Origin of the sequence: Bradyrhizobium canariense (genome assembly GCF_018130465.1) — a bacterium.
In the GTDB taxonomy this organism is placed as follows: domain Bacteria; phylum Pseudomonadota; class Alphaproteobacteria; order Rhizobiales; family Xanthobacteraceae; genus Bradyrhizobium; species Bradyrhizobium canariense_C.
On sequence record NZ_JAFCKJ010000008.1, the window covers coordinates 95,744 to 119,263 of the forward strand.

At 65.7% G+C, this 23,520-nt stretch carries 21 protein-coding genes; 16 read left to right on the forward strand and 5 right to left on the reverse strand.

Features of this window, described 5'->3' with window-relative positions; genetic code table 11:
• Positions 1–66: 66 nt before the first annotated feature.
• From JQ591_RS21470 to JQ591_RS21525, 12 genes are all read left to right on the forward strand, one after another.
• Positions 67–2,352, forward strand: a complete 2,286-nt coding sequence (locus JQ591_RS21470; RefSeq protein ID WP_211397985.1) for a RelA/SpoT family protein — start codon at positions 67–69, stop codon at positions 2,350–2,352.
• A 45-nt stretch (positions 2,353–2,397) separates the two neighbouring features.
• Positions 2,398–3,150, forward strand: coding sequence for a pyridoxine 5'-phosphate synthase (locus JQ591_RS21475; protein WP_211397986.1), 753 nt, complete (start codon positions 2,398–2,400; stop codon positions 3,148–3,150).
• Entirely contained in the window at positions 3,147–3,566 is a 420-nt protein-coding gene (gene acpS, locus JQ591_RS21480) for a holo-ACP synthase (RefSeq protein WP_211397987.1), read from the forward strand. The genes JQ591_RS21475 and acpS overlap by 4 nt, the downstream gene beginning before the upstream one ends.
• A gap of 249 nt (positions 3,567–3,815) precedes the next feature.
• Entirely contained in the window at positions 3,816–4,580 is a 765-nt protein-coding gene (gene lepB / locus JQ591_RS21485) for a signal peptidase I (protein WP_211397988.1), read from the forward strand.
• Positions 4,577–5,443 (forward strand): ribonuclease III, encoded by an 867-nt coding sequence (gene rnc / locus JQ591_RS21490; RefSeq protein WP_211397989.1) that lies wholly within the window; start codon positions 4,577–4,579, stop codon positions 5,441–5,443. The genes lepB and rnc overlap by 4 nt, the downstream gene beginning before the upstream one ends.
• On the forward strand, positions 5,433–6,359 hold the full coding sequence (era, locus tag JQ591_RS21495; RefSeq protein WP_007611165.1) for a GTPase Era: 927 nt from the start codon (positions 5,433–5,435) through the stop codon (positions 6,357–6,359). Before rnc ends, era begins: the two co-directional genes overlap by 11 nt.
• A gap of 21 nt (positions 6,360–6,380) precedes the next feature.
• Positions 6,381–6,761 (forward strand): hypothetical protein, encoded by a 381-nt coding sequence (locus JQ591_RS21500; RefSeq protein ID WP_211397990.1) that lies wholly within the window; start codon positions 6,381–6,383, stop codon positions 6,759–6,761.
• 125 nt (positions 6,762–6,886) lie between these two features.
• Positions 6,887–7,639 (forward strand): DNA repair protein RecO, encoded by a 753-nt coding sequence (recO, locus tag JQ591_RS21505; protein WP_211397991.1) that lies wholly within the window; start codon positions 6,887–6,889, stop codon positions 7,637–7,639.
• Between the two features lie 100 nt (positions 7,640–7,739).
• Complete coding sequence (locus tag JQ591_RS21510; protein ID WP_211397992.1) at positions 7,740–8,015, forward strand: hypothetical protein; 276 nt, start codon at positions 7,740–7,742, stop codon at positions 8,013–8,015.
• A gap of 60 nt (positions 8,016–8,075) precedes the next feature.
• The gene (gene parC / locus JQ591_RS21515; protein ID WP_211397993.1) at positions 8,076–10,334 is read left to right on the forward strand and encodes a DNA topoisomerase IV subunit A; all 2,259 of its coding nucleotides are present in this window, start codon (positions 8,076–8,078) and stop codon (positions 10,332–10,334) included.
• Between the two features lie 255 nt (positions 10,335–10,589).
• Positions 10,590–12,140 carry an ABC transporter substrate-binding protein gene (locus tag JQ591_RS21520; RefSeq protein WP_211397994.1) on the forward strand — a complete coding sequence of 517 codons (1,551 nt, stop codon included), beginning with the start codon at positions 10,590–10,592 and terminating at the stop codon, positions 12,138–12,140.
• Between the two features lie 4 nt (positions 12,141–12,144).
• Positions 12,145–13,689, forward strand: a complete 1,545-nt coding sequence (locus tag JQ591_RS21525; protein ID WP_211397995.1) for a GMC family oxidoreductase — start codon at positions 12,145–12,147, stop codon at positions 13,687–13,689.
• 330 nt (positions 13,690–14,019) lie between these two features.
• Here JQ591_RS21525 and chrA read toward each other — a convergent pair whose 3' ends face one another.
• Entirely contained in the window at positions 14,020–15,405 is a 1,386-nt protein-coding gene (chrA, locus tag JQ591_RS21530) for a chromate efflux transporter (RefSeq protein ID WP_211397996.1), read from the reverse strand.
• Positions 15,405–16,223 (reverse strand): chromate resistance protein ChrB domain-containing protein, encoded by an 819-nt coding sequence (locus JQ591_RS21535; protein ID WP_211397997.1) that lies wholly within the window; start codon positions 16,221–16,223, stop codon positions 15,405–15,407. Before JQ591_RS21535 ends, chrA begins: the two co-directional genes overlap by 1 nt.
• Before the next feature lie 195 nt (positions 16,224–16,418).
• Between JQ591_RS21535 and dmeF the strand changes: the two genes are divergently transcribed.
• The 3 genes from dmeF (at position 16,419) to JQ591_RS21550 (ending at position 19,294) form a co-directional block, all read left to right on the forward strand.
• Positions 16,419–17,363, forward strand: a complete 945-nt coding sequence (dmeF, locus tag JQ591_RS21540) for a CDF family Co(II)/Ni(II) efflux transporter DmeF (RefSeq protein ID WP_211397998.1) — start codon at positions 16,419–16,421, stop codon at positions 17,361–17,363.
• A gap of 124 nt (positions 17,364–17,487) precedes the next feature.
• On the forward strand, positions 17,488–18,333 hold the full coding sequence (locus JQ591_RS21545) for an N-acyl homoserine lactonase family protein (RefSeq protein ID WP_433995210.1): 846 nt from the start codon (positions 17,488–17,490) through the stop codon (positions 18,331–18,333).
• An 82-nt stretch (positions 18,334–18,415) separates the two neighbouring features.
• Positions 18,416–19,294 (forward strand): DMT family transporter, encoded by an 879-nt coding sequence (locus JQ591_RS21550; RefSeq protein ID WP_211398000.1) that lies wholly within the window; start codon positions 18,416–18,418, stop codon positions 19,292–19,294.
• On the opposite strand, the gene JQ591_RS21555 is transcribed toward JQ591_RS21550, so the two are convergent.
• Together JQ591_RS21555 and JQ591_RS21560 are read right to left on the reverse strand one after the other, a co-directional pair.
• A complete protein-coding gene (locus tag JQ591_RS21555) occupies positions 19,291–19,482 on the reverse strand; it encodes a hypothetical protein (protein WP_211398001.1) in 192 nt (63 codons plus the stop codon). The two genes, JQ591_RS21550 and JQ591_RS21555, sit on opposite strands and share 4 nt — an antisense overlap.
• 31 nt (positions 19,483–19,513) lie before the next feature.
• Positions 19,514–20,671, reverse strand: a complete 1,158-nt coding sequence (locus tag JQ591_RS21560) for an MFS transporter (protein WP_211398200.1) — start codon at positions 20,669–20,671, stop codon at positions 19,514–19,516.
• Between the two features lie 177 nt (positions 20,672–20,848).
• On the opposite strand from JQ591_RS21560, the gene JQ591_RS21565 reads away from it, so the two are divergent.
• Entirely contained in the window at positions 20,849–22,108 is a 1,260-nt protein-coding gene (locus tag JQ591_RS21565) for an adenylate/guanylate cyclase domain-containing protein (protein WP_211398002.1), read from the forward strand.
• A 154-nt stretch (positions 22,109–22,262) separates the two neighbouring features.
• Here the strand turns inward: JQ591_RS21565 and JQ591_RS21570 are convergent, their stop codons facing one another.
• Complete coding sequence (locus JQ591_RS21570) at positions 22,263–23,507, reverse strand: MFS transporter (RefSeq protein WP_211398003.1); 1,245 nt, start codon at positions 23,505–23,507, stop codon at positions 22,263–22,265.
• Between the last annotated feature and the right edge of the window lie 13 nt (positions 23,508–23,520).

A 23,520-nucleotide genomic window follows, 5' to 3' on the forward strand; every position in this document is an offset into this window, starting at 1 on the left:
CGCGCGCGATCGGAGCTAAGATGTATGCAACGGGCTGTGTAGTGGCCCGTTTGAAGGCAGGACGGCATGGTATATCGGCGCCGCAGACCAACGCAGATGCAGGCCGCAACCGAATCGGTTGCAGTGGCCCCGACTGCGCCGGTGGCACGCCCGGCGAAGCCGCGCGCGCGCATGATGCGTCAATATGACCTCGTCGAGCGCGTCAGGTCCTACAATCCCAACACCGACGAAGACCTGCTGAACCGCGCCTATGTCTACGCCATGAAGGCGCACGGCTCGCAGACCCGCGCCTCGGGCGACCCGTATTTCTCCCACCCGCTCGAAGTGGCGGCGATTCTGACCGACCTGAAGCTCGACGACGCCACCATCGTGGCTGCGCTGCTCCACGACACGATCGAGGACACTGAGGCGACGCGGGCCGAGATCGACCAGATCTTCGGGCCCGAGATCGGCGCGCTGGTCGAGGGCCTGACCAAGCTGAAGCGGCTGGAGCTGGTGTCGCGGGAGGCCAAGCAGGCCGAAAATCTGCGCAAATTGTTGCTGGCCATTGCCGACGACGTCCGCGTGCTCCTGGTGAAGCTCGCCGACCGCCTGCACAACATGCGCACGCTGGACTTCGTGCCGCCGGAATCGCGACGGCGCATTGCCGAGGAGACGCTCGACATCTACGCGCCGCTGGCGGGGCGCATGGGCATGCAGGAAATGCGCGAGGAGCTGGAGGACCTGTCCTTCCGGACCCTCGACCCCGAAGCGTATTCGGTGGTGATGCAGCGGCTCGATGCGCTCGCCGAGCGCAACCGCAATCTGATCGGCGAGATCGAGGCGCAGCTTTCCAACAATCTGCGGCACAGGGGCCTTGGCGCGCGGGTCTACGGCCGCAGCAAGAAGCCATTCTCGATCTGGACCAAGATGGAGCGCAAGTCGGTCGGCTTCGAGCAATTGTCCGACATCTTCGGCTTTCGCCTGGTCGTCAACGACATCGAGGCCTGCTATCGCGCGCTCGGCATCGTCCACACCACCTGGCCGGTCGTACCGGGGCGCTTCAAGGATTACATCTCGACTCCGAAGCAGAACGACTACCGCTCGATCCACACCACCGTGATCGGCCCCGGCAACCAGCGCGTCGAGCTGCAGATCCGCACCGAGGCGATGGACCAGATCGCCGAGCGCGGCATCGCCGCGCACGTGTTCTACAAGGAGGGCGCCGGCTCGCCGACCGAATTCCTCAAGCGCGAGTCCAATGCGTTCGCCTGGTTGCGCCACACCATCGGCATCCTCTCGGAGAGCGCCAACCCCGAGGAATTCCTCGAGCACACCAAGCTCGAGCTGTTCCACGACCAGGTGTTCTGCTTCACCCCGAAGGGCAAGCTGATCGCGCTGCCGCGCCATGCCAACGTGATCGACTTCGCCTATGCCGTGCATACCGACGTCGGCAACAGCGCGGTGGGTTGCAAGATCAACGGCCAGTTTGCGCCGCTGTCGTCGGAGCTTCAGAACGGCGACGAGGTCGAGGTGCTGACCTCGGAAGCGCAAGCGGCGCCGCCGTCGGCCTGGGAGACGCTCGCGGTCACCGGCAAGGCGCGCGCCGCGATCCGCCGCGCCACGCGCACGGCGGTGCGCGATCAATATGTCGGTCTCGGCCGGCGCATCGTCGAGCGCCTGTTCGAGCGTGCCAAGATCGAATACGCCGACGACAAGCTCAAGGGCGCACTGCCGCGACTCGCGCGGACCTCGATCGAGGACGTCATGGCGGCTGTGGGGCGCGGCGAGATCAAGGCCTCCCACGTCGCGCGTGCGATGTATCCCGATTACAAGGAGGAGCGTATCGCGCGCTACGGCGCCAAGAAGGGGCTTGCCGCCAAGCTCAAGGAGAAGTCGTCGGAACCGCCGCGCAGTCCGGTCGCGATCCCGATCCGCGGTATCAATTCCGACCTGCCTGTGAAGTTCGCGCCGAACGGCGGCGCAGTGCCCGGTGACCGCATCGTCGGCATCGTCACGCCGGGCGAGGGCATCACCATCTACCCGATCCAGGCGCCGGCCCTGAAGGATTTCGAGGAAGAGCCGGAGCGCTGGCTCGACGTGCGCTGGGACATCGAGGACTCCGCGCCGCAGCGCTTCCCGGCCCGTATCAAGGTCGAGAACGTCAACGAGCCCGGCGCGCTGGCGCAGATCGCGACCGTGATCGCCGAGCACGACGGCAACATCGACAACATCAGCATGCAGCGCCGCTCACCGGACTTCACGGAGACGACGATCGATCTCGAAGTCTACGATCTCAAGCATTTGAGCGCGATCCTGGCCCAGCTGCGCGCGAAGGCGGTCGTCGCCCGCGCCGAACGTGTTAATGGATAGACGCCTTCCGTCTTGGTCTATCCCTATGATTCCGTGAGTCCTGAAATGCCTGCACCTCCGCTCCGCCTCGGCGTCAATGTCGACCATGTCGCGACCCTGCGTAACGCGCGCGGCGGCCGCAATCCCGATCCGGTGCGCGCGGCGCTGCTGGCGATCGAGGCCGGGGCCGACGGCATCACCGCTCATTTGCGCGAGGATCGCCGGCATATCCGCGACGAGGACATGGCGCGGCTGAAAGCCGAGATATCCAAGCCGCTCAATTTCGAGATGGCGGCGACCGACGACATGATGCGCATCTCGCTCGCCACCAGGCCGCACGCGGTGTGCCTCGTGCCGGAGCGGCGCCAGGAGGTGACGACCGAAGGCGGGCTCGACGTCGTCGGCCAGCACAATGCGCTGGCGCCCTATATCGCGCGGCTGAACGATGCCGGCATCCGGGTGTCACTGTTCATCGCGGCCGATCCCGCCCAGATCGAGATGGCGGCGCGGCTGCGCGCGCCCGTGATCGAGATCCACACCGGCGCCTGGTGCGACGCCGTCGTCGACGGTCACACCGACAAGGCCGCGGCCGAATGGCGGCGGATCGTGGCGGGGGCGAAGCTCGCGAAGGATGCGGGGCTGGAGGTTCACGCCGGACACGGGCTGGACTACGCGACGGCGGAGACGATCGCAGCATTGCCGGAGATCATGGAGCTCAACATCGGCTACTACATGATCGGCGAAGCCCTGTTCGTCGGTCTCGCCGAGACGGTCCGCAGCATGCGCGCGGCAATGGACCGCGGCCGGAGCCGGGCATGATCATCGGCATCGGCTCCGATCTGATCGACATCACCCGTGTCGGCAAGGTGATCGAGCGCCATGGCGAACGCTTCCTCGACCGTATCTTCACCGCGGCAGAGCGGGCCAAGGCGGAGCGGCGCGCCAAGAACGAGAAGATGGTGGTGGCAACCTACGCCAAGCGCTTCGCCGCCAAGGAGGCCTGCTCCAAGGCCCTCGGCACGGGCATAAGGCGCGGCGTGTGGTGGCGCGACATGGGGGTGGTCAACCTGCCGGGAGGGCGGCCAACCATGCAATTGACGGGCGGGGCGCTGGCCCGGCTCCAGGCGCTGACGCCGGAGGGGTTCGCGGCGCAGATCGACCTGTCGATCACCGATGACTGGCCGTTGGCACAGGCCTTCGTCATCATTTCCGCCGTGCCACTGGCCAAACCCTGACGCCGCTCCGGTAATTTTATAATTCGCATTAAAAATCAAATACTTATACAGTTTTGATGCGTTCCTTGATTGCGTGGGCTCCGACAACCGTCTAAAAGTCCGCGGACGCAAATCGGGCCGGGCGAATTCGGCTTTACGCCGGAATTGGCCCTCATTATCAGAATCAGGACAATCTCCTTTGGCCGCGAACCGACAGGCTGTTCGCGGGAGGGGGGCGCGCTATGACCGCCGGCCGGAATTGAGAGAGCAATGAGCGTGACTTCAGGAACGAAAACTGAGAGCGGCGTCGGCGAAACGATCCGGGTCGTGATCCACGCTCTCCTGATCGCGCTGGTGATCCGCACCTTCCTGTTCCAGCCGTTCAACATCCCATCCGGCTCGATGAAGGCGACACTGCTGGTCGGCGACTATCTGTTCGTCTCGAAATATTCCTACGGCTATAGCCACTACTCGATCCCGTTCTCGCCGCCGCTGTTCTCGGGGCGGATCTGGGGCTCGGACCCGAACCGCGGCGACATCGTCGTATTCCGGCTGCCGAAGGACGATTCCACCGACTACATCAAGCGCGTGATCGGCCTTCCCGGCGATCACATCCAGATGCGGGACGGGCTGCTCTACATCAACGACACGCCGGTCGAGCGTCAGCGCATGAGCGAATTTGTCGGCGAGGACCCCTGCGGCTCCGAAGGTGGCGGCGTCTCCCGGGTGAAGCGCTGGAAGGAAACGCTGCCGAACGGCGTGTCCTACGAGACGCTGGACTGCGCCGACAACGGCTACGTGGACAACACCAACGTCTACACCGTGCCGACCGGCCACTTCTTCATGATGGGCGACAACCGCGACAACTCCACCGACAGCCGCTTTCTCGGCCAGGTCGGCTACGTGCCGCAGGAGAATTTGATCGGGCGCGCCCAGATGATCTTCTTCTCGATCGCCGAAGGCGAGCATGCCTGGATGTTCTGGCGCTGGCCGTGGGCGGTGCGCTGGAATCGCTTTTTCAAAATCGTCCGATGAAAGACGAAGCCAAGGACATCGCGACCCTGCCGACCGAGGCGCAAGCGGGCCCCGACGGCGAAGCTGCGACCAAGAGCCTTGAGACCAAGACCCTTGAGACCAAGACCCTCGAGACCAAGACGCCCGCAAAGAAGAAGCGGGTGCGGAGCAGCAAGGCCAGGGGCTCGGATGCGAACGCGGGGCTCGAGGCACGCATCGGCTACAGCTTTGCCGATCCGAACCTCTTGATGCAAGGCATCACGCATGTCTCCGCGCTGAAGTCCGGGCGCAAGCGCGGCGACAGCTATCAGCGGCTGGAATTCCTCGGCGACCACGTGCTCGGGCTCGTCGTCTCCGACATGCTCTATCACGCGTTCCCGAACGCCGACGAAGGCGAGATGTCCAAGCGACTTGCCGAACTGGTGCGCAAGGAGAGCTGCGCCGATGTCGCCAAGTCGCTCGGTCTGCTCGACGACATCAAGCTCGGCTCGGTCGGCCCCAGCGCCGACGCGCGCCTGCGCAAGAGCGTGCTCGGCGACATCTGCGAGGCCGTGATCGGCGCCGTCTTCCTCGACGGCGGCTACGCGGCGGCGGCCGATTTCGTCAAGCGCAACTGGACCGAGCGCATGCACAAGCCGCGGCGTCCGTTGCGCGATCCCAAGACCGTTCTCCAGGAATGGGCGCAGGGCAAGGGATTGCCGACGCCGGTCTATCGCGAGGTCGAGCGCACCGGCCCGCATCACGATCCGCAATTCCGCGTCGCGGTCGATCTTCCGGGACTCGCTCCGGCGGAAGGCATCGGCGGCAGCAAGCGCGCGGCAGAGAAGGTGGCAGCTTCAGTGATGATCGAACGTGAGGGCGTTGGCGGCGGCAATGACGGTTGAAGCAAGCGGCGAGGCGCCCACTGCTACGCGCTGCGGCTTCGTCGCGCTGATCGGCGCGCCGAACGTCGGCAAATCCACGCTGGTCAATGCGCTGGTCGGGGCCAAGGTCACGATCGTCTCGCGCAAGGTGCAGACCACGCGCGCGCTGATCCGCGGCATCGTGATCGAGAACAACGCGCAGATCATCCTGGTCGACACGCCCGGCATCTTCCTGCCCAAGCGCCGGCTCGACCGCGCCATGGTCTCGACCGCCTGGAGCGGCGCGCATGACGCCGACCTCGTCTGCGTGCTGCTGGACGCCAAGGCCGGCATCGACGAGGAAGCCGAGGCGATCCTCACCAAGGTCGCCAGCGTCAAGCACGAGAAGATTTTGGTCATCAACAAGGTCGACCTGGTCCAGCGCGAGAAGCTGCTGGCGCTGGCGCAGGCTGCCAACGAGCGCATGGCCTTCGCAAAGACCTTCATGATCGCGGCGATCTCCGGCGACGGCGTCGACGACCTCCGGCATACACTGGCCGAGATCGTGCCGCCGGGGCCGTTCCTCTATCCCGAAGACCAGATGTCGGACGCGCCGATGCGGCAGCTTGCGGCCGAGATCACGCGCGAGAAGATCTTTCGCAAGCTGCACCAGGAATTGCCCTACCAGTCCACCGTCGAGACCGACAAGTGGGAGGAGCGCAAGGACAAGTCGGTGCGGATCGAGCAGACGATTTTCGTCGAGCGCGAAAGCCAGCGCAAGATCGTGCTCGGCGCGGGCGGCGCCACCATCAAGTCGATCGGCGCGGACTCGCGCAAGGAGATCGGCGAGATCCTGGGCGTGCCGGTGCACCTGTTCCTGTTCGTCAAGGTGCGCGAGAACTGGAGCGACGATCCCGATCGCTATCGCGAGATGGGCCTGGAATTTCCCAAAGAATAAGCAAGAATAGATCGGTATCCGATGAGCGTGCCCACGAACGTCCGGCGCTTCGAAGCGCTGCTCTATGCGTCGTTGATGCTGGATGCGCTGTCAGTTGCGGTGCAGGACCGCACGCCCAATGCCGAGATGACCGAGCAGATGATCATGACGGCGACGCTGCTCGCCGGCGGCATGATCCTGCTGCTGGTCTATTTCGTCTGGCTCGCCGCGCGCTGGCGCAAGAACTGGCCGCGCTGGGTGCTGGCGGCAGCGCTCGTGCTGTCGGTGATCTCGCTCGGCCAGATCATCGGCGAGAAGGGCATGGAGCTCGACAGCGCCATCGAGATCGTCTCCTGCGTGCTGACGGCGATGGGATTGTCTTTCTCGTTCCGCGGCGACGCGCAGGGCTGGTTCAACGCCTGAGGCTGCGTAGGGTGGATAGCGGAGCGTAATCCACCATCCGGGAGCGCACGCGCGATTGGCGGATTACGCCTTCGGCTAACTAATCCGCCCTACGATTGAAGACCGGAATCCGCTAGACTTCACCCATGGAATGGACCGACGAAGGCATCGTACTGGGGGTGCGGCGGCATGGCGAGAGCAGCGCCATCGTCGAGCTGCTGACCCGCGCGCACGGCCGCCATCTCGGTCTCGTCCGCGGCGGCGCCGGCTCGCGGATGCGGCCGCTGCTGCAGCCCGGCAACAGCCTCGGCGTGGTGTGGCGGGCGCGGCTCGACGAGCATCTCGGCACCTATGCCATCGAAGGCCTCAAGCTGCGGGCGGCGACGCTGCTGGGATCATCCCACGGCGTCTACGGCATCACCCATCTCGCCTCGATTGCGCGGTTGCTGCCGGAGCGCGATCCGCACGAAAGCCTCTTGGCGCTGCTCGAACATTCGCTGGACGATTTCGACGACATCGGCAGCGCCGCCGTGCACCTGATCCATTTCGAGCTGGCGATGCTCGCCGAGCTCGGTTTCGGGCTGGCGCTGGAAAACTGCGCGGTGACCGGAGAGACCACCGACCTGATCTATGTCTCGCCGAAGTCCGGCGGGGCGGTGTCACGCGGGGCGGGCGAACCGTGGCGCGACCGCCTGTTGCGGCTGCCGCCGTTCCTGCGCCAGGGCGAGGTGCACAGCGACCTCACCGACGAGGATCTCCAGGACGGTTTTCGACTGACCGGCCTGTTCCTGCTGCGCCACGTGCTGGAGCCGCGCGGGCAGGGCCATTCCGACGCGCGGGCAGGCTTCATCAACGCGCTGACGCGACAGCAGGCGAAGGCCGCGATTCCCGCGCCATGAGCCTGGCGCGGCTCAGCATTGCCCCAATGGGTCAGCCGTCGCCGGAACAAAACCGGGTTTCCTGGACTTGCCCTCGGGGTTCCAATTCGGGGATAGCCTCATGCTGATCAAGGGACTTGTGATATCGGCGGCGCTGATCGCGCTGGCGCCGGACGCCCTCGCGGGTGAGCAGCCGGGCGTCTTTCGCCGTGCCTCCTGCACCGTCGTCAGATTCTATGTGGCCAAATATTCGGCTGCAGCAGCAGAGGCATGGGCCCGGTCCAAGGGCGCGACGGAGGTCGAGATCGAGACGGCCCGGCGCTGCCTGACCAATGCGCCGGTGACGGCGCAGGCCAAGACCCAATCGACCGTGACCGCCGGTTGGGCCGGGCAGTAGCCGCCCACAGGGAACCAATCCATCCTTGCCCGATTCGCTTCCACGGTTTAACCGGGCGGCATGGGAAAACGATTGATTCCGCCGGAGGAACCGGCCGAAATTCACGAGGTGCCGCTGCGTGAGGCGCTGGAAGAGCGCTATCTTGCGTACGCGCTCTCCACCATCATGCATCGCGCGCTGCCGGATGCCCGCGACGGCCTGAAGCCGGTGCACAGGCGCATCCTCTACGGCATGCGCCTGCTCCGGCTCGACCCCGGCACCAGTTTCAAGAAATCCGCAAAAATCGTCGGCGACGTGATGGGCTCGTTCCATCCGCACGGCGACCAGGCGATCTACGACGCCATGGTGCGTCTCGCGCAGGATTTCTCCTCGCGCTACCCGCTGGTCGACGGTCAGGGCAATTTCGGCAATATCGACGGCGATAACCCCGCCGCCTACCGCTACACCGAAGCACGCATGACCGACGTCGCGCGGCTTCTGCTCGAGGGCATCGACGAGGACGGCGTCGAATTCCGTCCCAACTATGACGGCCAGTCGAAAGAGCCCGTCGTGCTGCCCGGCGGCTTCCCGAACCTGCTCGCCAACGGTGCGCAGGGCATCGCGGTCGGCATGGCGACCTCGATCCCGCCGCACAACGCCGCCGAGCTCTGCGACGCCGCGCTGCATCTGATCGAGAAGCCCGACGCGAAATCCAAGGCGCTGCTGAAATGGGTCAAGGGGCCGGATTTCCCGACCGGCGGCATCTGCGTCGATTCCAAGCAGGCGATCGCTGAAGCCTACACCACTGGCCGCGGCTCGTTCCGCGTCCGCTCCCGATGGGAGCAGGAAGAGGGCACACGCGGCACCTGGGTCGTCGTCGTCACCGAGATACCCTTCCTGGTGCAGAAGTCGCGCCTGATCGAGAAGATCGCCGAACTGCTGGACCAGAAGAAGCTGCCGCTGGTCGGCGACATCAGGGACGAGTCGGCCGAAGACGTCCGTATCGTGATCGAGCCGAAGTCGAAGAACGTCGATCCGGCGCTGATGATGGAATCGCTGTTCCGGCTGACGGAGCTGGAAAACAAGATTCCGCTGAACCTGAACGTGCTGATCAAGGGCCGCGTCCCCAAGGTGGTGGGACTCGCGGAGTGTCTGCGCGAATGGCTCGACCATCTGCGCGATGTGCTGCTTCGGCGCAGCAACTACCGCAAGACGCAGATCGAGAACCGGCTCGAGGTCCTCGGTGGCTATCTGATCGCGTTCCTGAACATCGACGAGGTGATCAGGATCATCCGCACCGAAGACGAACCGAAGCCGGTTCTGATGAAGACATTCAAGCTGACCGAGGTACAGGCCGAGGCCATCCTTGACATGCGGCTGCGTCGCTTGCGCAAGCTCGAAGAGATGGAAATCCGCACCGAGGACAAGAACCTTCGCAACGAGCTCAAGGGCATCAACGCGATCCTCGCCTCCGAGCCCGAGCAGTGGAAGAAGGTCGCCGAGCAGGTCGGCAAGGTCCGCGACATGTTCGGACCGAAGACCCCGCTCGGCAAGCGCCGCACCACTTTTGCCGATGCGCCGGAGCACGATCTCGCCGCGATCGAGGAGGCCCTGGTCGAGCGCGAGCCGGTGACCGTCGTCGTCTCCGACAAGGGCTGGATCCGCACCCTCAAGGGCCATGTTGAGGATCTCTCGGGGCTGGCCTTCAAGCAGGACGACAAGCTCGGGTTCGCGTTCTTCGCGGAAACGACCTCGAAGCTGCTGCTGTTCGCCACCAACGGCAAGTTCTACTCGCTCGATGTCGCCAAGCTTCCGGGCGGACGCGGCCACGGCGAGCCGATCCGCCAGTTCATCGACCTCGAGCCGGAGGCGGCTCCGGTCGTGCTGTTCGTCAACAAGGGCGGACGCAAATTCCTGGTCGCGAGCCACGAGGGCCAGGGCTTTGTCGTCAACGAGGACGATTGCGTCGGCACCACCAAGAAGGGCAAGCAGGTCCTCAACGTCGATATGCCGAACGAGGCGCGCACAGTCACCGAAGTGCTCGGCGACACCGTCGCGGTCATCGGCGAGAACCGCAAGATGCTGGTGTTCCCGCTCGACCAGGTGCCGGAGATGGCCCGCGGCCGCGGCGTGCGTCTGCAGAAGTACAAGGACGGCGGCCTTTCCGACATTGCCGTGTTCGACGCCAAGGCGGGCCTGACCTGGAAAGACTCCGCGGGACGCGAATTCTCCGCGACGATGAAAGAGCTCGCCGAGTGGAAAGGCACCCGCGCCGACGCCGGTCGTCTGCCGCCGAAGGGATTCCCGAAGTCGAACAAGTTCGGCAAGGTGATCGAGTAGTCCGCAGGCCGTCGCCACACGACAGCTGTCATGCCCCGGCTTGACCGGGGCATCCAGTAGGCTGCGGCTTCTCGGTTCGAACTCACGCGCCACGGCGTACTAGATCGCCCGGTCAAGCCGGGCGATGACAGCGAGGGTGTGGTGCGCAAACGCGCGGCAGATAGCCGTGAGCGCATAAGTGCCTTCCTCGAACGGGCACGAACATTGCCTTTTCCTGGCGACAGCAAACAGCTCGTCAACAGGCAAAAGGCACCAATGTCCAAACTGAAGGCTTTCATTCCGGCGCTGCTCGGGCTCGTGCTTGTCGTGCCGCCGGCGCATGCGGCAGGCAACCTCGTCGCGGTGCTCGAGGCGGAAATCGTCACGCTCGATCCGCATTTCTCCACGGCCTATATTTCGCGCACGTTTGGCTACATGGTGTTCGACACGCTGTTTGCGAAGGACTCCAAGGGCGAGATCAAGCCGCAGATGGTGCAGGACTGGAAGGTCTCGCCTGATGGCCTGACCTACAGCTTCACGCTGCGCGACGGCTTGAAGTGGCATGACGGCCAGCCGGTCACGGCGGCCGATTGCGTGGCTTCGCTGCGCCGCTGGGGCACCCGCAGTGCGCTCGGCCGCCGCATCTTCGCGATCACGGCGTCGCTCGAGCCGACGGACGCAAAAACCTTCGTGCTGACGCTGAAGGAGCCGTCCGGCCTGGTCATCGACGCGCTCGGCAATCCCGTCAGCCCGGTCGCCTTCATGATGCCCGAGCGCATTGCGAAAACACCGGGCGACCAGCGCATCACCGAGATCGTCGGCTCCGGCCCGTTCGTCTACAGCAAGGCCGATCACCGCACCGGCGATCGCATGATCCTGAAGAAGTTCGTCGACTATGTGCCGCGTCCCGAGCCCGCCGACTTCCTCGCCGGCGGCAAGCGCGTCAACCTCGATACGCTCGAGATCCGCGTCATTCCGGATGGTGCGACCGCGGCCTCCGCGCTGCAGGCCGGCGAAGTCGATTTCATGCAATACGCACCGTTCGATCTGCTGCCGACCATGGAAAAGAACGCACGGGTCAAGCTCGTCAATTTCACCGGCGGCAACATGTTCGCGGGCGCCTATCGCCTCAACGCCGCATCAAAGCCGTTCGACGATCCCGCGATCAGGCGGGTGCTGTGGAAGCTGGTCGATCAGCGCGAGGTGCTGGACGCACTCGGCCTGGACGCCAAATACGCGGCGCCTTGCGCGACGTACTTCACCTGCGGCACCACCTATGACAGCAAGGCCGGCACGGAAGCCGCCGCCAAGCCGTCGATCGAAGCAGCGAAGGCCGCGCTGAAGGCAACGAAATATGCCGGCGAGCCGGTCGTCGTCATGGAGGCCAACGATCTCGAAGCCCCGCGCGTGTCCGCGCAGGTGCTGGCGGAGCGGTTGAAGCAGGCCGGCTTCAATGTCGACCTCCAGGTGATGGACTGGGCCAGCGTGCTGGCGCGCCGCGCCAAGAAGGAGGGCTGGAGCGTCTATGGCGTTCACGCCGGCGGTTTTGACCTCGGCTCGCCGCTGACCAACGTGATGGTTGCCTTCAACTGCGCCGACTTCACCGGCTGGCAGTGCGATGCGCGCATCACGCCGCTGATGGAGGCCTTTGCCAAGGCGCCCGCCGAGGAGGATCGCAAGAAGATCGCAGGCGAGATCCAGACCGTGATGTACGATCAGGCACCCGCGATTCCGTGGGGCCAATTCGCCCAGCCTGCCGCCTATCGCGCCACCTTGCGCGGTCTGATACCGTCCGCCATCCCGGTTTTCTGGAATGTTGAGAAGTAGCGCCATGTACGATGTCATTGTTGTCGGCGGCGGCTCGGCCGGCGCCGCTGTTGCGGCACGGCTCTCGGAAGATCCCGCGCGGCGCGTCCTGCTGCTCGAAGCGGGTCTGGACTGGCGCGCCGACGAGGCGCCTTGGGAAGTGATGACGCCAAATCCCATCCCGATCATCCACAAGCGCGAGTACCAGGAGAAATGGCAATGGCCTGATCTTCTGACGCGCCGTGTGGCGGGGCAGGAGCCGCGCTTCTACTGGCGCGGCAAGGGGCTCGGCGGCTCCTCGATGATGAACGGCCAGATCGCCATCCGCGGCGTCGCCGATGCGTTCGACGAATGGGCCGCCAATGGCTGCACCGGCTGGTCGCCCAAGGACGTCATGCCGTTGTTCTCGGTGATCGAGGATGATCTGGAATTCGGCGACGCCGCCGGCCACGGACGCGGCGGACCGCTGCCGGTCTATCGGGCGCCTCCGGAAAAATGGGGGCCGATCGATCGCGGCTTGCGCGATGCGGCGCTGGCGAGCGGCTATCCCTGGTGCGCCGACGTCAATGGTCCCGACGGCGAGGGCGTCGCTTGTTATCCCATCAACAGCCGCGACAGCCGCCGCATCACCACCAACGAGGGTTATCTGGAGCCCGCGCGCGGCCGCGCCAATCTGGAAATTCGCGGACATGCGCTGGTCGATCGCGTGCTGATCAGCGACGGCCGGGCGACCGGTCTCCGTGTTCACATCGAGGGGCAGGGCACCAGCGAGATCAGCGCGCGCCAGATCGTGCTGTGCGCCGGTGCCATCCACAGTCCGGCGATCCTGCTGCGCTCGGGCATTGGACCTGCGGATGAACTGAAGGCGATGGGGATCGCGGTCGAGCGCGACCTGCCGGTCGGCAAGCACTTCTTCGACCACCCGCTGTTTCGCGCCACGATCCAGCTCAACGAAAACCTGCGGCCGACCGATCCGGATACGCGTCATACCAATTGCTGCGTGACCTACTCGTCGGGACTCGCCGACGGCGGCAAACGGGACATGATCCTGATCGCCTTCAACCATCGCGGCATCGGCGTGCCTGGGGCGATTGGGGCGGGGCTGTTCAACGCGTATTCTCGTGGAACGCTAAAACTGGCTTCAACCGACCCCGCGATCGATCCGGTCGTCGAGGAAAACATGCTGGCCGATCCCCGCGACATGCTGCGCATGAAGGATGCAGTGAAACGCCTGGCCGTGATCACGGCCCAGCCGGCGCTATCAGGCATCGCCGACTGGATCAGGCTGACCGACACCGACCTGACGCTGGCGCAGGCTGCGGCACTGCCGGATCAGGAGTTCGATGCGCTGCTGCGCCGTGAAACCGGAGACATCCAGCATGCCGCCGGCAGCTGCCGCATGAGCGGCGTTGGGGATGCCGATGGCGTGGTCAATCCCGATGGCACGGTGAAGGGCGTCGCGGGCTTACGCGTCGCTGACGCCTCGATCATGCCGTCGGATTGCCGGGCCAACACCCACTTCACGACGGTGGTGATCGGGGAAGCCATTGCGCGGATGATGATGAGGTAGTTCTACCGCGTCAAAACCCACCCATCTCCTCAGGGAGGGGTGATGGTGTGGTGCTCGGCTCTCTCCTCGTCATTGCGAGCGGAGCGAAGCAATCCAGAATCTTTCCGCAGAGACAGTCTGGATTGCTTCGCTTCGCTCGCAATGACGGAGCCAGCGGCGAGGCCATCGCTCCCCAATTCACATTTCAAACAGCAGACACGTCATCGCCTTCTCGCGGCATGTTTGCCCGAGGTTTACTCTCCGTCTCACGCCCTCATCAAGACAAGGGCGCAGGGAAGGCCGGGCGCCGGCTGGCACCCGCAGGTCCGTGCGCCAGGGAAATTCCACCCTTTAGATCACCCCCGCCAGCCGCAGTGCCACGCCCGCGGCGCAACTGCCGGCCAGCACCGTCAGCATCCCGAGCTTGAAGCGGAAGATCGCGGTTGCCGCCGCGATCGACAGCACGAGCGCCGGTACATCGACGCTCGTCAGCACCGGCATGTCGAAGGCAAAGGGGAAGGCGTGCACCGGCACGGTCTCGCGGAACAGCGTGTGCAGCGCGAACCAGATCGAGAGGTTGAGGATCACGCCGACCACCGCAGCCGTGATGGCGCTCAATGCGCCGGCGAGTCCCGTGTTGCCGCGCAGCCGCTCGATATAGGGCGCGCCCACAAAAATCCAGAGGAAGCAGGGCGTGAAGGTGACCCAGGTCGCGAGCAATCCGCCGAGCGTCGCAGCTAGCATCGGCGACAGGCCGCTTGGATCGCGATAGGCGGCCATGAAGCCCACGAACTGGAGCACCATGATCAGCGGGCCGGGCGTGGTTTCGGCCATGCCGAGACCGTCGAGCATCTCGTGCGGCTTCAGCCAGTGATAGTGTTCGACTGCCTGCTGGGCGACATAGGCCAGCACCGCATAGGCGCCGCCGAAGGTGACCAGCGCCATTTTTGAGAAGAACAGCGCGATGTGACTGAAGACATTGTCTTGTCCAAGCGCGAGCAACAGCGCGATCACCGGCACCAGCCAGAGCGCTAGCCACAGTGCGCCGACGCGGATTGCGCGGCCCGTATCGGGTCGGACATGATCGGGCACGGCGTCGCCGAGCATGCTGTCGATCACGGCGCTGTTGCCGCCATGGCCGTGACCGGCCGGCGCGAACTCCGGACGGCCGCTTCTCGCGCCCGCATAGCCGATGATGCCTGCGGCGATGATGATGATGGGGAAGGGGACGGCGAAGAAAAAGATCGCGACGAAGGCAATCGCGGCGAGCGCAATCATGATGCGGTTCTTCAAGGCTCGCTTGCCGACGCGCACCACGGCCTCGACGACGATGGCGAGCACGGCGGCCTTCAACCCGAAGAACAGCGCCTCGACGAAGCTGACATTGCCGTAGGCGGCGTAGATGTAGCTCAGGCCCATGATGGCGATGATGCCGGGCAGGATGAACAGCCCGCCCGCCATCAGCCCGCCGGCGGTGCGGTGCATCAGCCAGCCGATATAGGTCGCGAGCTGCTGCGCCTCCGGTCCCGGCAAGAGCATGCAGTAGTTCAGCGCGTGGAGGAAGCGGCCTTCGGAGATCCAGTTCTTTTCCTCGACCAGGATGCGGTGCATCACCGCGATCTGGCCCGCAGGCCCGCCAAAGCTCAGGCAGGCGACGCGGAGCCAGACGCGGAAAGCTTCATTGAAGCTGATGCCGTGACCGGCATCAGCTTCTGCTTGAACGTTACGGGTATCCATTACGCCTTCGCCTTGTTGGTCGGCCAGTTGTGGGTCTCAGACGTAGCGTCGCGGCACCAGCGATAGAACGCGTCGTAGAGCAGCATGCCGGCTTCGAGCTGTTCGAGGTCGTCATCATACATCCGCGACAGCCCGAGCGAAGCCGCGAGCAGGCCGGGGGCCTCCGGCGCGAGGTCGGGTCGCGCGGTGTCGGCGCCGCGCACCAGCGTTGCCAGCCGGAGCAGCGCGGGCGCCGCAATCCCGAACTCCTCGATCATCACGTCGAAGGTGCAGAGCTCGCCGCGATGGCTCCAGAACACGTTCTCGATGTCGAAGGGGGCTGCGTTGAATCGCTCGCCGACAGCGACCACTTCGGCAGGTGCCACGAACAGGAATACCGCATTGGGATCGACGAAGCGGCGGATCAGCCAGGGGCAGGCGATGCGGTCGACCTTGGGCCGCGCCCGGGTCACCCAGACGGTGCGTCCCTTGGCGTCGCGCGGCGGCAGCTTGCTTGTGTCGAGCAGCGGCAGCTTTGCGTCCTTCCAGCCCTCGAAACCGCCTTCCAGCGTCTCGGCCTGGACTCCAAGCTGCCTGAGCCAGGCCGCCGTGCCCTGCGCGAGCTTGGCGCCGCGCAGGCAGGAGACGATCGCCGTGCGGCCGGCGAATTCGCCGCCCCATTCCGGAACATTGTCGTGGCTGAGCTTGATCGAACCCGGGATCAGCCGCCGGTCCGCGGCAAAATCCTCGTCGGTGCGCACGTCGATCAGGACAGGAGCATTCGCCGTGCCGATCAACCGTGCCATTTTTTCAGGTGATATCGTCGTGTAGGAAGACATGATGCGCCCTCGTGAAAAACAACGGGACGCGATACTTGGGCATGTCGCCTCGTGGGGAGATCGCTCAAATCCCCATGAACTTCATTACACCGAAACGGCCCCGACCTGTCAATCGGCTCGTTTCGCCGATTTTGTCCGAGGACCCCGCGGGTCTATATTGCGGGTCAACGGACCAGACCTTCCGGAGAATTCTCGATGCATTCCCATTCCATCGAACAATGGACCCATGACCACGCCTTTCTGGGCGACAAGCACGACCAGAACGAGCGGCGCACCTGGCTCGTCGTCATCCTGACGCTGGTCATGATGGTCGGCGAGATCGTCGCCGGCTCGCTGTTCGGCTCGATGGCGCTGCTCGCCGACGGCTGGCACATGGGCACGCATGCGGCGGCGCTGGGGATTGCCGCGTTCGCGTATCGCTTTGCGCGGCGGCACCTGGGGAGCTCGCATTTCAGCTTCGGCACCGGCAAATTCGGCGATCTCGCCGCCTTCGCCAGCGCGATCATCCTCGGCCTGATCGCGGTCGAAATCGCCTATGAGAGCGTGCTGCGGCTGATCACGCCGGTGCCGATCGTCTATGGCGAGGCGATCGTGGTCGCCGCCCTCGGCCTGTGCGTTAATCTCGCCAGCGCGTGGCTGCTGCGCGACAGCCACGATCACCATCATCACGGCCATGCGCATGATGATCACGACCATGATCATCACCACCACCATCATCACGACAACAATCTCCGCGCGGCCTACGTCCATGTCATGGCGGACGCGGCGACCTCGGTGCTGGCAATCGCCGCGCTCGTGGCCGCGATGTATTCGGGATGGGTCTGGGCCGATCCGGCCGTCGGCCTGATCGGCAGTGCGGTGATCGCAAGCTGGACGTTTGGTCTGATCAAGACATCAGGCGCGGTGCTGCTCGACGTGCGCGCCGACGAGAAGCTGGAACGTGTGATCCGGGCGCGCATGGAGATCGGCGACGACCGCGTCACCGATCTGCATCTGTGGCAGGTCGGCCCGGGCCATTGCGCCGTGCTGCTCTCGGTGGTGTCGGACCAGCCGAAGCAGCCGTCCGTCTACAAGAGGCGGCTCGCCGGGCTGAAGGGGCTGAGCCACGTCACGGTCGAGGTCGAGACCTGCCCGCATTGAGCCTGCCCACATTGAGCCTGCCCGCACTGACGATGGCTTGGCGGGAATTCTGCGAGCTGGCCGGGGTTGATCCTCGGTTACAGCCGACATCGCAGTCGATATGGCTGCAAGGGAGGAACGAATGATGCCAAGAATCAAAAGAATCAAAAGGATCAAGCTCGCTCTCGCCGTCGCTGCACTCGTTCTGTCCGGTCATGCGGCGCTGGCGCAGTCCGAAAAGACCGGTGTCGAGAAGCTCTACGTCCTCAATTGCGGCGAGGGCACCGCCGGCGACATCTCGCGCTGGACGCCTGGCCTGAACGAGGGCAAGACGATGGACTTCGTCGACAGCTGCTATCTCATCAAGCACGCCAAGGGCTGGTTCCTGTGGGACACCGGCATCGCCGACGCGGTCGCCGCGATGCCGAACGGCCTGGTGCCCGCCGATCCCAAGGCCGTGACCTGGCGCCGGCCGAAGACGCTTGCCGCCCAGCTCGAACAGCTCGGCCTCAAGCCGGATGACGTCAAGACGATGGCCGTCTCGCACACGCATCCCGACCACACCGGCAATGTCGAGCTGTTCCCGCAGGCCACGCTCTACGTGCAGAAGGCCGAGTATGACTGGCCCGGCGCCAACAACGAGCCGCGATTCAAGCCCTCGCACCCGGTCGAGCTGCTCGCGGGCGACAAGGACGTGTTCGGCGACGGCAGCGTGACCATCCTGTCGACGCCCGGCCATACGCCGGGGCACCAATCGCTGCTGGTGAAGCTGCCGAAGACCGGCGCCGTCGTGCTGTCGGGTGATGCCGTGCACTTTAGGGATAATTGGGACAACCGCCGTGTGCCCAGCATGAACGCCAACAAGGACCAGAGCGCGGCCTCGATGCAGAAGATCGCCGACACGCTCGGCAAGGAGAAGGCGCAGCTCTGGATCAACCACGACAAGGTCCAGCGCGACAGCCAGAAGATGTCGCCGGAGTTTTACGACTGACGTTCGCGCCGAGCTGTTGCCATGACGGTGGCAGCAGCATCGTGCTAAGGCGCCGCGCAAAGCTCCGTGACGGGAGACGATTGTGGGGGAGTGGGCCGGGGTTGCGATCGCGCTGGCGTCGAGCAGCCTCGGCGGCACTGCCGCGGCGATCACCCGCTATCTGGTCGGCGGCGCCGATCCGATCCTGCTCGCGATCCTGCGCTGGGGGATCGGCTTTCTCTGCCTCCTGCCGTGCGCGCTCCTGCTCGGCGTGCGTTGGCCGCAGCGGGCTGACTGGCCGGCCGTGGCGCTTCTCGGCATCTGCTTTTTCGGCCTGTTCTTCATCCTCTACAACATCGCGGTATCCTACACGACCGCCGCGCGCGCCAGTCTCGCGCTGGCGACGCTGCCGCTCCACACCATGGTGGTCGGCGCGATCCTCGGCGTCGAGCGGCTGACGGCGCGCAAGGTCATCGGTGTCGGCATCGCGGTGCTCGGCGTGGCGGCGGCGCTGGCCGCCGGCCTGGCGCAAAGCCCGCCCGGGGCCTGGCGCGGCGAGCTGATCATGACCGGCGCCGTGTTCTGCATGGCGTTCTACAACGTGCTGTCGCGGCCGCTGATGCAGCGCTCCAGCCCGCTCGGGTTTCTCACGGTCGGCATGGGTGCGGGCGCCGCCGTGCTGGTGCTGGCGGGTTTCGTGAAGGGCAGCTTCGCCGCGCTTGATCACTTCACGATGGGGCAGTGGATTGCCGGCATTTATCTGGGCATTGGCGGCGGTGCGCTCGCCTTCATCCTCTGGGTCATGGCGCTGGCGCGCGCGACGCCGACCCGGGTCGCCAATACGATGACGGTCAACCCGATCGCGGCCACCTTGCTCGCCGCGCTGCTGATCGGCGAGCCGATCACGCCAAATCTGCTGATCGGGCTGGTCGCTGTATTCGCCGGCATCTGGATTGCGACCGGCGAAGCGAAGACGGCTTAGTTGCGCGGTGCCGCGACCGGCGGCGGGCTCGCTTCCGGCGTCTTCTTCGGCTTCAGCGTGCCGGCGTAGAAGGAGATCAGCCAGACAAGGATGATGGCGAGGAGATAGACGCCCCAAGCCTGCGGCGGCGTGGTCGCCCAACGCAAGAGACCTTTGAATGTGCGGGGCGGGCCCGTGTCTTCGCTCATGCTCCGCTTGTGCGCGAAAGCTCCGGCCCGGTCAATCCGGCCGCGGTTGCGCGCGGATCAGGAACAGCGCGGCCAGTGCCGAGAGGCTGAGCGCGGAGGAGACGATCAGCACCTTGGCTCCCATGACGTCGATGAGCAGGCCGAAGGCCAGCGGCGCCACCGCCTGCGCCATCCGTGCCGGCGCGCCGATGACGCCGAGGCGATAGCCGAAATCCTTGGGGCCGAAGATCGACAGCGGCAGCGTGCCGCGCGCGATGGTCAGGATGCCGTTGCCGGAGCCGTGGAACAGCGCAAACGCGCTGGCGGCGGCGCCGCCGAAGATCGCCACGACCACCGCGCCGATCGGGTGGGTGAGGCAGGCGAGCCGCGTCGACCACAGCGGATGAAAGCGGCTGAGGAAGCCCGCTTCCAGAACGCGTGCGGCCACTTGCGCGGGGCCGATCAGCGCACCGGCTGCGATCGCCTCGACCGGCGTCGCGCCGGTTGTCTCCAGGATGCGCGGGAAATGCGCGGCCATCGCGCCGGTGACGGTCCAGACTGCGGCGAAGATGAAGGCGAGCAGCACCATGGTGCGGTCGAGCGGAAGGTGCGGCTTCTCCGCCGTCGCCGTAGCCTGCTTGGCGCCCTTGATCGTCGGCAGCAAGAAGAAGTTGAGCGGCAGTCCGATCAGGATGTTGGCCGCGGCCCAGGCGAAGCAGGTGTCGCGCCAGCCGATATGGGCGAGGCCCCAGGCGGTGAGCGGCCAGCCGACGGTCGATGCAAAGCCCGCCATCAGCGTGATGCCGGTGATCGGCCTGCGGGCCTCGGTGCCGTAGATGCGGCCGAGCGCGGCGAAGGCGGCATCATAGAGCCCCATCGCCATGCCGATGCCGAGCACGAGCCAGGCAATCGCCATCACCGCCACCGATTGCGAGAGGCCGAGCAGGATGAGGCCGGCGGCGATCGTCAGGTTCGAAACCGAGAGGACCTGCCGGCCGCCGACGAGATCGATCTGTCGCCCGATGCGCGGGCCGAGCAGCGCCGAGATCACCAGCGAGGCCGAGAACGCGCCAAAGATCCAGTTGGAGGAGACCCCGAGGTCGCGCGCCATGGGATCGGCGAGCAGCGCCGGCAGATAGTAGCTCGAGGCCCAGGCCAGGGTCTGCGTGGTACCGAGCGCCAGGATGATCGGAAGCTGGCGCTGGCTCATCCGCGCGTGCGTCCGATTCTGGCCGATAAAATCATCATCGCCGGCATTTGCCGCTCGCGCGGCGAGTGCGTCAACCGCGGCCGCGGCATGTTCGATCTGCAAGGGACGCGAGCCTTGCGCACGGCCAGCGCGTGGCTTGCGCCTTTCGCTCGTCACGAATGCACGGCATAATGGCGCATGCAATTGACCTCCCGCCTCGCGCTGATGAACTGGCTGACCGGCCAGGGGCTCACGGGCCTGCCCGAAAACGAACTGCTCCGCGGGTTCTGCGAGCGCTGCCGCGCCGAAGGACTGGAACTCTCGCGCGGGCTCGTCGTGATCGACACGCTGCATCCGATCTACGAGGGTCGCGGCTTCCGCTGGAGCGACCGGCAGAGCAACGAGAGCGACGCGTTCGAATACGGTTCGACCGCCGAAGGCGACGCGGCCAAAAGCTGGCGCCGCTCGGTTTTCTTCCACATGCTCGAGCATGGCGACGACGAGAGGGTGATCGATCTCGCCGACGCGCCGTCGATGGATTTTTCCCAGATCGGCGAACTCGCCGAAAAGGGCCACAAGCACTATCTCGCCTTCGTGCACCGCTTCGGTGAGAATGGCGCGCTTGGCCTGATGGACTGCCTCTATTCCTGCTGGACCACGCGCCGCGACAGCGGCTTCGCCGAGAGCGAGCTCGAGGCGCTGCGCGATCTCGTGCCGGTGCTGGGGCTTGCGATCAAGTCGGCGCAGCAGGTCGACATCGCGCGCACGCTGGGGCGGGTCTATCTCGGCCGCGGCGCCTCCGAGCAGGTGCTGGGCGGGCGCATCTCGCGCGGCGTCACCGAGCGCATCAACGCCGTGCTCTGGTATTCGGATCTGCGCGGCTCGACCGGGATCAGCGAGAGCATCAGTCCTGATGAGATCATCCCGTTCCTCAACGACTATGCACAGGCCGTGATCGACGCCATCCACGATGCGGGCGGTGACGTGTTGAAGCTGATCGGCGACGGCGTGCTCGCGATGTTCACCGGTGAAGACATGGCGCGTGCGCGGCGCGCGGCGCTGCGCGCTGAGCACCTCTCCCGCAAGAACGTCGCGGCGCTGAACGCGCGCCGGGCGGCCGGTGGCCGTCCGATCACGTCGGCCTATATCGGCCTGCATGTCGGCGAGGTCTTTTACGGCAATATCGGCAGCGAAGACCGGCTCGATTTCACCGTGGTGGGTCCGACCGTGAACGAGGTCAGCCGGATCGCCTCGATGAGCCGCTCGGTCGACCGCGAGCTGTTAGCCTCGGCGGAGTTCTACAAGGGCTTGGACGCCGCCGGCCGCCGCTACCTCGTCTCCACCGGCCGCTACGCGCTCCGTGGCATCGGCCGCGCGCAGGATCTCTACACGCTCGATCCGGAGGTCGACGCCAGCGAGCCGGTGACGGGGAGTTACGAGCGGTATCTGGCGAATTAGGCCCGGCTGCTTCCTCCAATGTCGTCCTGGCGAAAGCCAGGACCCATAATCACCGACTGTAGTTTTTCGAAGACTCGTAGTTGGCGACTTTTGCCAAACTTCTGCCTGGGGTAATGGGTCCTGGCTTTCGCCAGGACGACGCCAGAGAAATTGCCTAACACCGCGCCGCCGCCTCATCGCCCACCATGTTCGGCTGCCGATCCAGCGTCACCGCGGGCGAGAGCCAAATGACCAGCGCTTGCACGCCGAACACGGCCGCGGCGAGATAGAGGCACGCTTCCGCGCTCCAGATGCCGCCGACGATCGCACCGAGTGCCGAGCCGACCGGGCGCGCGCCGTAGCTCATGATGTTGATGGCGGAGACGCGGCCCAAGAGGCGCGGCGGTGTCACCGACTGGCGCAGCGTCGTGGTCGAGATCACCCACAGGATCGGCCCGACGCCGAGCAGGAAGAAGCTCAAGGCCGCAAGCCAGGGTGAGGGGACCAGCACCGTCAGCGCCATCACCATAGCGGCGACGAAGCCGGTGACGGGGCCGAGGCCGACAACCGTGCCGAACGCGATGCGCTTCATCACGCGCGTGGCGAACAGCGCGCCGATCACCATGCCGACGCCGTACATGGTCAGCACCGTGCCGATGCCGGCGGCGGTCAGGCCGAGGTGACGTACTGCGTAAGGCACGAACACCGCGATCTGCAGGAACCATCCGGTGTTGAAGATGAACTGGGTAATGAACACCGGCCGCAGCAGCGGGTGGTGAAACACGAAGGCCGCGCCCTCGCGGATGTCCTGGAACGGATGCCGCCGCGGTGCCGGCGAGCGGGCGGGCTCGTAGATGCCGGAGAGCAGCACGACGGCGATAGCGGACAGCGCGGCTGCAAAGCCGAAGGCCGGGCTCGCGCCCCACCACCCCACCAGCGCGCCGCCGAGCGCAGGGCCGCTGGCGAAGGCGATGGTGCGTGCGAGCTCGATCCGCGCATTGGCCGCCGGCAACAGGTCCGAACTCACCAGCGAGGGCACCAGTGCCGGCGCGGCCACGCTGTAGACGACGGTGCCGCACACGGCGGCAAAGCCAAGCAGCGCCAGCAGCGGCAGATTGAGCGCGCCGAGCGCGAGCAGCAGCACGATCGCTGCAAGGGCCACGGCCCGCAGCGCCTCGGCGCCCGCCATCAGCGAACGGCGGGAGATGCGGTCGGCCAGCAAACCGGCCGGGATGGCGAAGAGGACGAAGGGCAGGGTCAGCGCGGTCTGGAGCAGGCCGGTCTGGCCTTCGGCGACGCCGAGCGTCAGCACCGCGACGATAGGGGCCGCGGCCAGCGCGATCTGTTCGGCCGACTGTGCCGCCAGGTTGGACCAGGCGAGGCGGCTGAATGTCTCGGGGAGGCGCGGGGGATTTGACATGGCTCATTTCCTG

Excerpts from the sequence above, each read along its gene's own strand:
- JQ591_RS21470 (WP_211397985.1), top strand. The coding sequence starts at position 67 with ATGGTATATCGGCGCCGCAGACCAACGCAGATGCAGGCCGCAACCGAA.
- JQ591_RS21475 (WP_211397986.1), top strand. The coding sequence starts at position 2,398 with ATGCCTGCACCTCCGCTCCGCCTCGGCGTCAATGTCGACCATGTCGCG.
- acpS (WP_211397987.1), top strand. The coding sequence starts at position 3,147 with ATGATCATCGGCATCGGCTCCGATCTGATCGACATCACCCGTGTCGGC.
- lepB (WP_211397988.1), top strand. The coding sequence starts at position 3,816 with ATGAGCGTGACTTCAGGAACGAAAACTGAGAGCGGCGTCGGCGAAACG.
- rnc (WP_211397989.1), top strand. The coding sequence starts at position 4,577 with ATGAAAGACGAAGCCAAGGACATCGCGACCCTGCCGACCGAGGCGCAA.
- era (WP_007611165.1), top strand. The coding sequence starts at position 5,433 with ATGACGGTTGAAGCAAGCGGCGAGGCGCCCACTGCTACGCGCTGCGGC.
- JQ591_RS21500 (WP_211397990.1), top strand. The coding sequence starts at position 6,381 with ATGAGCGTGCCCACGAACGTCCGGCGCTTCGAAGCGCTGCTCTATGCG.
- recO (WP_211397991.1), top strand. The coding sequence starts at position 6,887 with ATGGAATGGACCGACGAAGGCATCGTACTGGGGGTGCGGCGGCATGGC.
- JQ591_RS21510 (WP_211397992.1), top strand. The coding sequence starts at position 7,740 with ATGCTGATCAAGGGACTTGTGATATCGGCGGCGCTGATCGCGCTGGCG.
- parC (WP_211397993.1), top strand. The coding sequence starts at position 8,076 with ATGGGAAAACGATTGATTCCGCCGGAGGAACCGGCCGAAATTCACGAG.
- JQ591_RS21520 (WP_211397994.1), top strand. The coding sequence starts at position 10,590 with ATGTCCAAACTGAAGGCTTTCATTCCGGCGCTGCTCGGGCTCGTGCTT.
- JQ591_RS21525 (WP_211397995.1), top strand. The coding sequence starts at position 12,145 with ATGTACGATGTCATTGTTGTCGGCGGCGGCTCGGCCGGCGCCGCTGTT.
- chrA (WP_211397996.1), bottom strand. The coding sequence starts at position 15,405 with ATGGATACCCGTAACGTTCAAGCAGAAGCTGATGCCGGTCACGGCATC.
- JQ591_RS21535 (WP_211397997.1), bottom strand. The coding sequence starts at position 16,223 with ATGTCTTCCTACACGACGATATCACCTGAAAAAATGGCACGGTTGATC.
- dmeF (WP_211397998.1), top strand. The coding sequence starts at position 16,419 with ATGCATTCCCATTCCATCGAACAATGGACCCATGACCACGCCTTTCTG.
- JQ591_RS21545 (WP_433995210.1), top strand. The coding sequence starts at position 17,488 with ATGCCAAGAATCAAAAGAATCAAAAGGATCAAGCTCGCTCTCGCCGTC.
- JQ591_RS21555 (WP_211398001.1), bottom strand. The coding sequence starts at position 19,482 with ATGAGCGAAGACACGGGCCCGCCCCGCACATTCAAAGGTCTCTTGCGT.
- JQ591_RS21560 (WP_211398200.1), bottom strand. The coding sequence starts at position 20,671 with ATGAGCCAGCGCCAGCTTCCGATCATCCTGGCGCTCGGTACCACGCAG.
- JQ591_RS21565 (WP_211398002.1), top strand. The coding sequence starts at position 20,849 with ATGCAATTGACCTCCCGCCTCGCGCTGATGAACTGGCTGACCGGCCAG.
- JQ591_RS21570 (WP_211398003.1), bottom strand. The coding sequence starts at position 23,507 with ATGTCAAATCCCCCGCGCCTCCCCGAGACATTCAGCCGCCTCGCCTGG.